The sequence below is a fragment of the Streptomyces sp. L-9-10 genome (assembly GCF_004151105.1).
In the GTDB taxonomy this organism is placed as follows: Bacteria; Actinomycetota; Actinomycetes; order Streptomycetales; family Streptomycetaceae; genus Streptomyces.
Map to the genome: position 1 here is coordinate 285,749 of NZ_PHRF01000005.1, position 12,473 is coordinate 298,221.

The window sequence follows — 12,473 nt, forward strand, 5'->3', positions numbered from 1 at the left end:
GAAGTCGGTTCAGGCACCGGAGGCGGTTCAGGCGTGAGGCTCACCATTCTCGGCGGCGGCGGATTCCGGGTGCCGCTGGTGTACGGGGCACTGCTCGGCGACCACGCGGGGGGCCGCGTCACCGACGTCACCCTCCACGATCTGGACGCCGCGCGGCTCACGGCCGTCGCCCGCGTGCTGGCCGAGCAGGCGGCGTCCGTCCCCGACGCACCGGCCGTCACGGTCACCACCGACCTCGACGAGGCGCTGCGCGGCGCCGACTTCGTCTTCTCGGCCATCCGCGTCGGAGGACTCGAAGGCCGCGCGGCCGACGAGCGCGTCGCCCTGGACCAGGGCGTGCTGGGCCAGGAGACGGTCGGCGCCGGCGGCATCGCGTACGGACTGCGCACCGTCCCCGTCGCCGTGGACATCGCACGACGCGTCGCCCGGCTCGCCCCCGACGCCTGGGTCATCAACTTCACCAACCCCGCCGGCCTGGTCACCGAAGCCATGTCGAGGCATCTCGGCGACCGTGTGATCGGCATCTGCGACTCGCCCGTGGGCCTCGGCCGGCGCGTCGCGCGCGCCCTCGGCGCCGACCCGGACAAGGCGTCGATCGACTACGTCGGCCTCAACCACCTGGGCTGGCTGCGCGGATTGCGCGTCGCCGGACGCGACGAACTGCCGCGCCTGCTCGCCGACACCGAAGCCCTCGGCTCCTTCGAGGAGGGCAGGCTCTTCGGCACCGAATGGCTCCGGTCCCTCGGCGCGATCCCCAACGAATACCTCCACTACTACTACTTCAACCGGGAAGCGGTACGCGCCTACCAGGAGGCCGAGCAGACCCGCGGCGCCTTCCTCCGCGACCAGCAGGCGCGCTTCTACGACGAGATGGAGCGGCCCGGCGCCCCCGCGCTCGCGACCTGGGACCGTACCCGCGCCGAACGCGAGGCCACCTATATGGCGGCGAACCGCGAGGCGGCGGGCGTCGGCGAACGGGACGCCTGCGACCTGGAGTCCGGCGGCTACGAGAAGGTCGCCCTCGCCCTGATGCGCGCCATCGCCCGCGACGAACGCGCCACGCTCATCCTCAACGTCCGCAACCGCACCACCCTGCGCGTGCTGGACGAGGACGCCGTCATCGAAGTGCCCTGCCTCGTGGACGCGAACGGCGCCCACCCACTGGCCGTCTCCCCCCTGCCGCACCACGCGACCGGCCTGGTGTGCGGGGTCAAGGCCGTCGAGCGCGAGGTCCTGGCCGCCGCCGAGAGCGGCTCGCGCGCCACCGCGGCCAAGGCATTCGCCCTCCACCCGCTGGTGGACTCCGTCAGCGTCGCCCGCCGTCTCGTGGACGGCTATACGCGTGCGCACCCCGGACTCGCCTATCTGAACCGGCGGTAGACCCCGGCGGCCGGCCGGGCGACCGGGCCGAGGCACGGCCCGCGTGGCCCGGCCGGGGCGACGCGGACCCGTCCCGCCTGGGGCGACGCGACAAGCGGGCCCCGGCCACGTATCCGGATTCCTATCCGTGCCGGACCGTCAGCGGGTCGAAGGCGATCCGCGTCCATGACCCGTCGTCCGCCCACCTCACCTCGGCCGTTCCCGTGTCCGCGGCCACGGTCACCTCGCTCACCGCCTCGGACAACGGCGCCGCGCCGGGCTCGGCGGTGAGCGAGGCCAGAGCCACGAAGAGCGCCGTGCCCTCCGCTTCCCCGGTCAGCCGGGGGACGATCGCCCAGCGGGTGTACGCCGTGCCCTGCGGGGCGCGGACCTCGTCGCGCGTCTCCCAGCCGTGCAGACCGTGCAGGGTGGAGCGTACGGTCTCCTCGGGGCCGGTCGCCCAGCCCGTCTGCCGCACACGCGCCCCGGGCGGCGCGCCGAGCACACGGTGCGCGCGCAGTTCGTACCGGCCACGGACCACGGTCACGCTCTCCACCCGCAGTCCCGGCACCATGGGCGCGCCCGAGCCGAAGACGGGCAGATGAGCGGAGGCGGCCCAGCCCCAGCCGTCGCCGTCCCCCGCGCCGAGCGGCTGGATCCGGCGGCGCCCGCTGACGGCCCCCGCGATCTCCACCATCACCTGGTTGTCCGCGACATTCGCCGCCGCCGTCGGGCCGGTGCGGGTGGAGTAGGACTGCCGGCTGTAGAGCGGATCGTCCGCCACGCCCGACTCGCCCTCGTGCGGCCGGATGTGGTCGCTGCCGTGATTGTGCAGCCGTACGATCCCGTCCGCCCGGGTGGAATGCGCCAGCAGCCCCGGCGCGGGGAGGGCGAGCACCCGGTCGGGTCCCTCACTGGGCGCGGGTTCCTCCGTGGCCGTCCACAGCGGATGGTCCCGGGGGGCGAGCAGGGCGACGAAGGCCTTGGACGCCCAGTACGGCGAGGCGGGACCCGAGTAGGACTGGAGCGTCGCGTCGTGCGGACCGTGCCAGCCGAGGCTGAGCAGACCGTCCGTACCGGTCGCGCCGCGATCGAGGAAATAGCGCAGCGAACCGTTCACCAGCCGACGCGACACGCCGGGCGCGAGCGGGGTGTGTCCGGTGACGGCGCCCAGGGCGACCGCCGCGCCCGCCGCGAACCGGTAGGTCAGCGAGCGGCCGAAGTGGACCGGCGCCCCGTCGCCGCCGAACAGCAGCGAGAAGCCCTCCAGATGCTCGCGCAGCCGGTCGCCGTACGGCGGGGCCGAAGACGCCCGCACGTCACCGGCCAGCAGCGCGTCCAGCACCGGATACAGGTGCAGGGCCCAGCCGTTGTAGTGGTCGAAGGCCCGGCCGTCCCCGTCGGCGTACCAGCCCTGCCCGCGGTACCACCCCTCCATCAGGTCGCGCGCCCGCTCCCGCGCGCGTGCCGTCTCCGCGTCGCCGCGGCCCACCGACTCCAGGAACCCGGCGACCGTGTAGGGGAACAGATACCAGTTGTTGGGCGCCGGGGTGTGCCGGAGCGCGCCGCGCAGCCACTCCTCGGCACGGTCCCGCACCCCGGAGTCCAGCCGGTCCCAGAGCCAGGCCCTGGTCAGCCGGAGCCCGAGGGCCACGGACGCGGACTCGACCATGGGCTGGCCCTGGACGTGGTGGTCGAGGATCAGCGGCCAGGACTCGGAGTCGTCCCGTCCCGGGGTACGGGTACCGGCCGCGAGCCCGTCCGCGTACCGGTCGAGCCAGCCGTGCGGATCCTCGCCCCGCGCGCCCGCCACCCGGAAGGCGGCGGCGAGGAACGTACGGGCGTAGCCCTCCAGCCCGTCCGAGCGCACGCCCGAACGGGAGGGCCTTCCCGGCAGATCGAGCAGTGCGCGGCCCGGGGTGGCCCATCGCCAGGCGGCCCGCAGCAGACCGTCCGCCGCCGCCTCCCAGTGCGCGCGGGTGTACCCGGTGTACGGGCTGAGCGTCCGGTCCTCGGCGGGGAGTTCGAACACGGGGCCCGGGAACGCGGACGGTACGAGGGGTGAGGTCATGCGAGGAACGCCAGCCTTTCGCGTCGTACGGGATGGGCGAAACCGTCACCCGCGGCCCAGCGTTCGACCTCGCCGACCGCCAGATCGGCGAGACGCCGGGTCTCATTGCCCTGGGAACCCGCGAGATGAGGAGTGATCAGCGCGTTCTCGCAGGTCCACAGCGGATGGTCCGGCGGCAGCGTCTCCGGCTCCGTGACGTCGAGGACGGCCCGGATCCGCTGCTCCCTGAGGACATCGGTGAGGGCGTCCTGGTCGACGACGGCGCCGCGCGAGGTGTTGATGAGCACACCGTCCGGGCGCATGGAGGTGAGCAGTTCGCGGCTGACGAGCCCGCGCGTGGCGGGCAGCAGGGGGGTGTGGACGCTCACCGTGTCACTGTGCGCGAACAGTTCGCCGAGTCCGACCGGCCGGACAGCGAGCGCCACCGCCTCCTCGTCGGAGACATAGGGATCGTGCAGCAGCACCCGGAAGTCGTACGGCCGCAGCAGCTCGATGACGCGCCGGCCGATCAGCGAGGCGGACAGGATGCCCACGGTACGGCCGTAGTTGCCCACGGCGCCGTCCATGCTCAGCCAGTCGTCGCGGTCGCGCGCGCCGCGGTAGTCACGGGCCCGTTCCAGCGCGCGCTTGCCGGAGAGCAGGATCATCGCGACGGTGTACTCCGCCACCGGCAGGGCGTTGGCGGCGGCGGCCGAGGACACCTCGATGCCGCGTTCCCAGCAGGCCTCCGTGATATGGCCGCGGATGGTGCCCGCGGTATGTGCGACGGCGCGCAGCCGGGGCGCCAGGTCCAGTACGGCCTGGTCGAGGGGCGGGCAGCCCCAGCCGGTGACGAGGATCTCCACGTCCGCGAGCGTGGCGCGGGCACGGTCGGTGGTGAAGTCGTCGAGGACGGGCGGTGGTGTCAGCTCGCAGACCGCGCCGAGTGCGGCCAGGGTCTCGGGTCCGAGGACCGCGGCGGCGGCATCCGGTTTCATGGCGAGGGCGGCGCGCGGACGGGCACGTACGGTCGGTGCGGTGGGCATCTCTCTCCTGGTACGGGGGGACGGCGGCCGGTGGGCCCGGCCGGCTACTTGACTGCGCCGGCGGTGAGGCCCGACCGCCAGAAGCGCTGGAGCAGGGCGAAGGCGAGGATCAGCGGCAGGACCGCGAGCAGCGATCCCATGATCACCACGGGGTAGTACTCCGGGGAGACGGAGGCGGAGCTGTTCCATGTGTAGAGACCGAGGCTCACCGGATAGAGGTCCTGGTCGGAGAGCATCACCATCGGCAGGAAGAAATTGTTCCAGATCGCGGTGAGCTGGAAGAGGAAGACCGTGACGAGGCCGGGGCCGAGCATCCGCAGGGCGACCCGTACATAGGTGGTCAGTTCACCGGCGCCGTCCACCCGTGCCGCTTCGAGGACCTCGTTGGGCACATATCCCTGACTGAAGATCCGGCCCAGATACACGCCGAAGGGGTTGAAGAGCACCGGGATGAAGACCGACCAGAAGGTGTTCACCAGGCCCGTGCCCGACGCCATCAGATAGAGCGGCAGCGCGAGCACGGTCTGCGGCACCATCACGGCCGCGAGGACCAGACCGAACAGCTTCTCCTTGTGGCGGAACCGGTACTTGTCGAACGCGTAACCGCAGGCGATGGAGACCAGCGCGCCGAGCGCGGCGCCGACGACCGCGTACAGCAGGCTGTTGCCGTACCACCGGCTGTAGAGCCCGCCGTCCATCGCGAACAGGTCCTTGAGGTTGCGCAGGAAGGCGAAGTCGCTCAGCGACAGCAGATCGCTGCTGAACAGCGCGTCGCGGCTCTTGGAGGCGGCCAGAACCAGCCAGAGCACCGGCAGCAGCGTGTAGAGCACCGAGACGCCCACGACCAGGTTGACGACCGAGCGGCCGAGCAGCCGCGGGCGCAGCGAGGCGGCGGTGCGGGTGGTGCCGGTCGCGCTCATCGGGCGGCCTCCTCTTGGGCGTTGACACGGTTGGTCCAGCGGGTCACGCCGTAGGAGAGGGCGATCGTGCAGAGCAGCAGGACGACGGAGGCGGCGGCGGCCAGACCGTAGTTGTTACGGGTGAAGGCCGCGTCGTAGATGTACATGCTGGGCGAGAAGCGCGAGCTGATCATCGGGGTGGACTGGCTGAGCAGCATCGGCTCGGTGAAGAGCTGGAGAGCGAAGATCAGGGTGAACATCGCGACCATCACGATCGACGAGCGCACCAGCGGCGTCTTGACCTGGAGGGCGGTACGCACCGGCCCCGCTCCGTCGACGACCGACGCCTCGATGACCTCGCGCGGTACGGCCTGGAGCGCGGCGTAGAAGACGACCATGTTGTAGCCGAGGTTGCTCCACAGGGCGATGTTCACGATGGACGGCAGCACGGTGTGCACACCGAGGAAGTCGACGGTGATATCGGCCCTGCCGAGCAGTTCGATCACCGGACTGATACCGGGCGTGTACAGGTAGAGCCAGATGAGGGCGGCGATGATGCCGGGCACGGCGTGCGGCAGGAACAGTCCGAGCTGGGCCCAGGACCGCAGGCGCACCACCCCGGAGTCGAGCAGCAGCGCCAGCACCAGCGCGCCGATCACCAGCAGGGGGATGTAGACCACGCAGTACAGGACGACGGTGCCGAGTCCGCCGAGGAAGGTCGGATCGGTGAGGACCGCGGTGTAGCTGCGCAGTCCGGCGAAGACCGTGCGCTCCGGGCCGAATCCCAGTCCAGGCTGGTCGTCGCTGAAGAAGCTCAGCCAGACGGCTGTCGCGACGGGGATCAGGAAGACTGTCACCAGAAGGACGAAGAAGGGGGTCATCAGGACGCCGGCGGCGCCGAGTTCGCGGCGCCGGGCGGACTTCCGGCCGCCGCGTGCGGGCGCCGCGGTGGTACGGCCCGGTCCGCCGGTCGCGGCGAGGGCCGGTGCTGTCGCGGTGGTCGGTCCGCCGGCCGTCGCACGGGTGGTGAGGGAGCCGGCCAGGCGCTTGCTGACGGGGTTGCTCATGGGGCGTCACCTGCCTTTCTGCTGCTGGAACGGGGGACGCGCGTCAGCTGCTGCGCTCGGTGGTGGCCAGACCCAGTGCCTTCAGATCGGGCATGGTGCCCTCCTGGGCCGCGCGCACCGCGTCGATCAGCGAGCCCTGGCCGCCACTCGCCCGTGCGAAACCGTCCTGCATGACCTTCATGGTGGCCGTCATCCGGGGGCCCCAGATCCAGCCGTCGCGGATCTTGCGCGCCTCTTCCTCGAAGAGGCGGTAGATGTCCTGGCCGCTGTAGTAGGAGCGGTCGAACGCCTCGCGGCCGACGGCGACGAGGCCCGGCGCCGCCGGATACTGGCTGCTGGCGCCGCTGGCGAGCCGGGCGCGCAGCGCGTCGGGGTGCGAGATCTGCCACTCGATGAACTCCATGGCCGCCTCGGGGTGCCGGCTGTCCCTGGTGACCGCGAAGGTGGAGCCGCCATGGGTGCCGACGCCGGGCCTGGCCGGGTCCCACTGAGGGAGCGGCGCGATGGCCCAGTCGCCCTTCTGCCCTGGCCGGGCCTTCATCTGCGCCCCGGCGTCCCAGGCGCCGCTGAGCCGGGCCAGGACCGTGCCGTTGCCGATCTGGGCGTCGCTCTGCCGGCTCTCCACCGGGTTCACGAAGACCAGGTCCTGGTCGATCAGCCGCTGCCAGTACGCCGCGACGCGGCGGGTCGGCGCGTCGGTGAGGGAGACGTTCCACGCGCCGCCCGCTGTGGTGAACCACTGGGCGCCCGCCTGCCAGGCGAACGAGGCGAGCTGCGGGGCGCCGTCGGTGGCGAAGAGCGCGAGACGCCGGTCGCGCGCCTTGCTCCGTACCGTCCGTGCCACGTCCTCGAACTCGTCCCAGGTGCGGGGTACTTCGAGTCCGTACTCACGGAAGAGGTCGGTGCGGTAGTGCATCACCATCGGCTCGATGTCGAGCGGCAGACTGAAGACGCGCTTGTCGAAGGTCGTCAGGCCGAGCGCCTGCGGCAGCAGTCTGGCGCGCAGGCCCGCACTGATCAGGTCTGTGACGTCACGGGCGACCCCGTCGATGGCGAAGCCGGGCACCTGGGGATATTCGATGGTGGCGATGTCCGGCGCGTTGCCCGCGCGGGCGGCGTTGCTGAGCTTCGCGTAACCGCCCTGGCCCCCGGAGGGCACCTGCTGGAAGTCGACCTGGATCCGGTCCTGACCGCGGTTGAACGCGTCCACCACTTCCTGGCTGCCGCGCAGGGCGGACCAGAAGGTGACGCGTGTGGCCCGCTTACTGCTCGTGGAGATGGTGTTCGTACTGCTCGTGCTGCGCGATCCCGAGTCCGCGCCGCCCCCGGTGCAGGCGCTGAGCGCACCTGACAGGGGCAGCGCGGCGATCGTGGCAAGCACGGATCGACGGCTCTGTCGACCAGGCATGGGCGCCTCCCGCGGCTTCGGTATGAGACACGGGGAATCCTGATCGGCTGATCGGAAAGGGTCAATAGATCGCTCAGAAGAAAATGAAAGCGGTCAAACGCTCAGTTTTCTGCGGGGGTTGGAACGGAGGCGGGAAGGGACGCCGCCGGCTGTGTCGATCCGCGCACCTTCAGCGTGGGCAACAGCTCGATCCTGCGTACCGGACCGGCGGCGCCGAGCGGCTGGGCCAGCCGGTACAGCAGCAGTTCGGCGGCGGCCCGCCCCACCTCCGCCTTGGGCGGGGACACCGCCGTCAGGGGGGTGCCGCCCAGCGCGGCCACCACATCGTCGTACGCCACGACCGAGCAGTCGCGCGGCACCCGGATCCCCTGGTCCGCGAGCCGCTGCACCAGCATCAGCGCGTCCACGTCGCCGTGCAGCACGGCGGCCGTGGCCCGGCGCCCGGCCAGCAGCGCGGCGAGGTCCAGGGGGGTGCGGTCACGCGGAGCGTCACCGAGCCGGGTTCCGTCGTCATCCGCCGGACCCGGCACCGCGTCCGGCGAGCTGAGGACCACCGACCAGTCCTCCACCTCGGGCCGGGCGGCGGCGATCTCGGCGAAGGCGCGGCGTACGCTGCGCGCCGTCGGACTGTCGTCGCGGGCGGCCAGCACGATCCGGCGGTGGCCCAGCGCGACCAGATGATCGACCGCGAGATACGTCCCGTACCAGTGATCGGAACACACCGAGTCCAGGGCGTGCAGCGCACTGCCCGGCCGGGGCCGCCGCTCCATCAGCACGACCGGCACCGCCACCTCGGACAGCCAGCCGTAATCCGCCGCCTCCGAGGCGGCGCCGCGCCACCTCGGGGCGATCAGCAGCCCCCGCGCGCCGGCCGCCAGCGCCGCTTCGACCAGGGGACGTTCCGCGCCGGGCGCCTGTGGCGCGATGTGCAGGGCGATACGCAGCCCGGCCTCCTCCAGCACCGGCCGGGCGCCGTACGCCGCCTCGTACAGATACGAATGCCGCTCCGGCACCACCAGCGCGACCGGACCGCCGTCCCGCCCCGGCTCCTCGGCCCGCGCCGCCGGGACCGTGACCTCCTCGACCGTCCCCACCGGGCGGGCCACGCCGTGCCCGCGCCGCAGCCGCCCGGCGCGGGCCAGCTCCTCGACGTCCCGCCGGACCGTGACCACCGAGACATCCAGTTCAGCGGCGAGCACACTCACCTTGACGGCGCCCCGCGACCGCACCACCGCCAGGATCCGCTGACGCCTGAGCTCGACCGGCTCCCGCATACTGTTGGCCCCCTTGCCGCTGCCACCGCGCTCTGTTCGTTTGAATGTTTCGTATGAGCGCTTGGAGCGGCAGCATAGCGACCGCCGCGCCGTGCGTGCGGCGGTCCGCTGGGCAGGGGGGCGCCCCGAAGGGGCAGGTCAGTCCTGGCCCTCCAGCTGGTCGGCGAAGGCGCGCAAGGCGTCGGCCAGCCCCTTCTTCGTGGGCAGTTGGTCGACTTTGCTGTCGAGTTCGTCGATGCGCCTGGTCAGTTCCTCCAGGCTCGCGGGGGCGCTGGCGGAGGGGCTGGGGGCGCCCGTCGGGTCATCTGTCGGATCGGTGCCTCCCGTGCCTCCCGTGCCGCCGCTGACGCCGCCGTCATCCGTGGGAGCCGAGGAAGGCTCGGGGGTGGCCTCGTCCGGGGGTACGGCCGTCGGTTCGGTGCCCCCGGAGCCGCTGACGCCGCCGCTGTCCACGCCGCCGCTGTCCACGCCGCCGCTGTCCGTCCCGCCACCGTCCGTCCCGCCGGTCACGTCCTGCGAGGGCCTCGTGTCCCGGCTGACGGCGCCACTGTCCGGGGCCGCGGCGGCGATCGCTCCGCCAACGCCGAGGATCACCGCGGCCGCGGCCCCCGCGACCGCGAGCGCCATTCTTTTTGTACGCGTATTCGATTTATCTGCCATGTGCCGGACATTAGCCACGGTTTCCACCGGACGGGGGCCTTCCGGGGGACTCCCCACAAGCGAAGTCGGCGACTCCGTGAACAGGTGGAAAGAACCCCGGGGGCGGGTCGTCAGAGTCCCGGGCCGCTGCCCGCTCCCTCGTCGGCGTTCCCGAGCGGCGACGCGGCGGGACTCGGGGCCGGAGGAGGCGTTCCTGGCTGCCAGCCCGGCCGTTTCACCAAGTGCCCGAGCCGGTCCCGCCAGTTGTCCGCCCGTGCGAGATCGCGTCCGAGGGCCGCGTACTCGTGAGTGGCGACCTTGAGGGGGTTGTAGGTGTCGATGTTCTTGGTGAGCCCGTAGACGGGACGCTCCGCCTCCTCGGCGTAGGTGCCGAACATCCGGTCCCAGATCATCAGAATCCCGCCGAAGTTGCGGTCCAGGTAGTCGCCTTGGGAGGCGTGGTGCACCCGGTGGTTGGCGGGCGTGTTGAACACCTTCTCGACCGGCCTCGGAAGTCTGCCGATCCGGTCGGTGTGCAGCCAGAACTGCGAGATCATGTTGATTCCGCTGCAGAGGAGGACCGCCCACGGAGGTACTCCGGCCAGAACGAGCGGGATGAAGAAGAGCTGTGAGGTCAGCCCGGTCCACGGCTGGCGCACGGCCGTGGAGAAGTTGTACTTGAGGCTCGAATGGTGGACCACGTGAGCGGCCCACAGGAGCCGGACGAGATGGTGCTCGCGGTGCATCCAGTAGTAACAGAAGTCCTGTGCGAGCAGGATGAGCGGGAAGGTCACCCAGGTGACCTCGACGCGCAGCGGTGTGAGTTCGTGGAGCAGGACGAATCCCGCCAGCGCGATCGCCTTGTACAGCACGTCGACCATCGCGGCGCCTGATCCGACGGTGAGGCTGGCCGCCGTGTCCCGGACGCTGTAGCCGCTGGCGCTCTCGTCCGGATGCAGGCGGTAGTAGATCATTTCGATGATGATCAGCAGGACGAAGGCCGGAGCCGACCAGATCAGCACATGCTCGTAGTTCAACGCATCCTCCTATCGGAGCGATTCCCTCCGACTTGGAGTATCGGAGCGGATCGCTCCGACAGGCAATAGGCTGGACGCCGTGAATACGCCACCGCCCCTCGGGCGCCGTGCCGGAGGCCGTCATGGCAGGCAGTCCGAGGCCCAGCGCAACGATCTCCTGGTGCTGTCGGCCGCCCGCGCGGTCTTCGCGGAACAGGGGCCCGACGCTCCCGTCTCGGCCGTGGCCGAGCGCGCCGGGGTCGGGGTTGGCACCCTCTACCGCCGTTACGGCAGCAAGGTTCAGCTCGTCCAGCGCCTGTGCGCCGTCGCGATCGCGCTGACCATCGACGCGCTCCGGGAAGCGACGGCGGACGAGAGCGGTGGCTGGGACAGCCTGGCCCGCTACGTCGGCCGCGCGGTCGACGAACGCGCGGGTGCCTTCGCCTCGTTGGCCGGCACCTTTCCCGTGACCCCGGAGGTGGCGAGCCACAACGAGGAGGCCAGGGAACTGCTGGAACGGCTCATGAGGAAGGGATACGACGACGGATCGGTGCGCGAGGACGTCACGGCGCTCGACATCACGCACACCATCGAGCTGTTCAGCCGCTACCCCCGGCGCACCGACGAGGACCGCCTCGCCCAGCGACGGATGCTGGCCATCGCCCTGGACGGGCTGCGGCCCGGGAGCCCCGAACTCCCCGGGCCGCGGCCGGAATGGGACGACTATCACCGAACGTGGGACCACGGCTGACGGACGACCGGTCCCGGCAGAAGCGGCCGGGGAGAGGCCGGACCGGGACGGGCCGGAACGGGTCGGGACAGGCCGGCCCGGGTCAGGACAGCAGGTTCAGGGCTCCGGGCAGCACGCGCGCCGTGACCGGCAGTCCGGCCTCGACCTCGCCGTCCGCGCCGTAGGGGAGGTCCCGGTCGCACTCGATCCGCACCTCGCGCCCGCGCAGGGTCTCGACCTGCCGCCGGTGCACGTGTGCGCCGCTTCCGAGTTCGTTCATCACGGCGAAGAACAGCAGGCGGGACGCCTGGTGGATGATGACGACATCGAGCACGCCGTCGTTCACGGCCGCCGCGGGGGCGATGCGTCGGCCGAAGCCGTAGTAACCGGAGTTGGCCACGACGACGGTGAATCCCCTGCGGTGATGGACGGTGCCGTCGACGGTGACGCGGTAACCGGCCGGGCGCCAGCCCATCACGGCGCGCAGCCCTCCCGCGTAGTAGGAGGCGGCGCCGCGCAGCAGCCGGCTCCGGTTGGCATGGCGGTTGGCCAGCGCGTCGACGCCCGCGTAGACGCTGCCGAGTACGGGCAGGCGGTCGTGAACGGCCGACTCGACCTCGATGACGTCCGTCGCCTTCGGTTCGCCGCGCAGGAGCAGTTCCGCGAGCCGGGCCGGTTCGGTGGGCAGTCCGACCGCGCGGGCGAAGTCGTTGCCCCGGCCGGCGGGCACGATGCCGCCGACCGCGCCGGTCCCCGCGAGAGCGCCGACGACGCGGCCCGTCAGCCCGTCACCGCCGACGCCCAGCACGATCCGGCCCTGTCCGGCGGCCCCCAGGGCCAGTTCGCGCGCGTGACCGAGACTGCGGCTGTACTCGACTTCCAGCTCGGCGCCGGCCGCACGCAGCAGTCCGGCGAGGGGGATGAGAGCCGCCGCCGATCTCGCACCTCCCGCGCTCGGGTTGACGACGGCCGTGAACTGTCGCAT

General features: G+C 71.8%; 11 protein-coding genes. 2 read left to right on the plus strand and 9 right to left on the minus strand.

Annotated elements, in window-relative coordinates:
• Positions 1–33 precede the first annotated feature (33 nt).
• Positions 34–1,380, plus strand: a complete 1,347-nt coding sequence (locus tag CU044_RS01275; RefSeq protein WP_165371737.1) for a 6-phospho-beta-glucosidase — start codon at positions 34–36, stop codon at positions 1,378–1,380.
• 121 nt (positions 1,381–1,501) lie between these two features.
• On the opposite strand, the gene CU044_RS01280 is transcribed toward CU044_RS01275, so the two are convergent.
• The 8 genes from CU044_RS01280 to CU044_RS01315 form a co-directional block, all read right to left on the minus strand.
• Positions 1,502–3,430 carry a DUF2264 domain-containing protein gene (locus tag CU044_RS01280; protein ID WP_129766474.1) on the minus strand — a complete coding sequence of 643 codons (1,929 nt, stop codon included), beginning with the start codon at positions 3,428–3,430 and terminating at the stop codon, positions 1,502–1,504.
• Positions 3,427–4,455, minus strand: a complete 1,029-nt coding sequence (locus CU044_RS01285) for a hydroxyacid dehydrogenase (protein WP_129766475.1) — start codon at positions 4,453–4,455, stop codon at positions 3,427–3,429. The genes CU044_RS01280 and CU044_RS01285 overlap by 4 nt, the downstream gene beginning before the upstream one ends.
• Before the next feature lie 44 nt (positions 4,456–4,499).
• A complete protein-coding gene (locus CU044_RS01290) occupies positions 4,500–5,375 on the minus strand; it encodes a carbohydrate ABC transporter permease (RefSeq protein ID WP_129766476.1) in 876 nt (291 codons plus the stop codon).
• Complete coding sequence (locus tag CU044_RS01295; RefSeq protein WP_240045256.1) at positions 5,372–6,421, minus strand: sugar ABC transporter permease; 1,050 nt, start codon at positions 6,419–6,421, stop codon at positions 5,372–5,374. Before CU044_RS01295 ends, CU044_RS01290 begins: the two co-directional genes overlap by 4 nt.
• Positions 6,422–6,464: 43 nt before the next feature.
• Positions 6,465–7,829 carry a sugar ABC transporter substrate-binding protein gene (locus tag CU044_RS01300; protein ID WP_129766477.1) on the minus strand — a complete coding sequence of 455 codons (1,365 nt, stop codon included), beginning with the start codon at positions 7,827–7,829 and terminating at the stop codon, positions 6,465–6,467.
• Between the two features lie 101 nt (positions 7,830–7,930).
• A complete protein-coding gene (locus tag CU044_RS01305; protein WP_129766478.1) occupies positions 7,931–9,103 on the minus strand; it encodes a substrate-binding domain-containing protein in 1,173 nt (390 codons plus the stop codon).
• A gap of 138 nt (positions 9,104–9,241) precedes the next feature.
• Positions 9,242–9,763: a hypothetical protein gene (locus CU044_RS01310; protein WP_129766479.1), complete on the minus strand. Its 522-nt coding sequence runs from the start codon at positions 9,761–9,763 to the stop codon at positions 9,242–9,244.
• Positions 9,764–9,873: 110 nt separating this feature from the next.
• A complete protein-coding gene (locus tag CU044_RS01315) occupies positions 9,874–10,716 on the minus strand; it encodes a sterol desaturase family protein (RefSeq protein WP_129766663.1) in 843 nt (280 codons plus the stop codon).
• A 142-nt stretch (positions 10,717–10,858) separates the two neighbouring features.
• On the opposite strand from CU044_RS01315, the gene CU044_RS01320 reads away from it, so the two are divergent.
• The gene (locus CU044_RS01320; RefSeq protein ID WP_205124041.1) at positions 10,859–11,509 is read left to right on the plus strand and encodes a TetR/AcrR family transcriptional regulator; all 651 of its coding nucleotides are present in this window, start codon (positions 10,859–10,861) and stop codon (positions 11,507–11,509) included.
• 82 nt (positions 11,510–11,591) lie between these two features.
• Here the strand turns inward: CU044_RS01320 and CU044_RS01325 are convergent, their stop codons facing one another.
• Positions 11,592–12,473, minus strand: a complete 882-nt coding sequence (locus CU044_RS01325) for a diacylglycerol kinase family protein (RefSeq protein ID WP_129766480.1) — start codon at positions 12,471–12,473, stop codon at positions 11,592–11,594.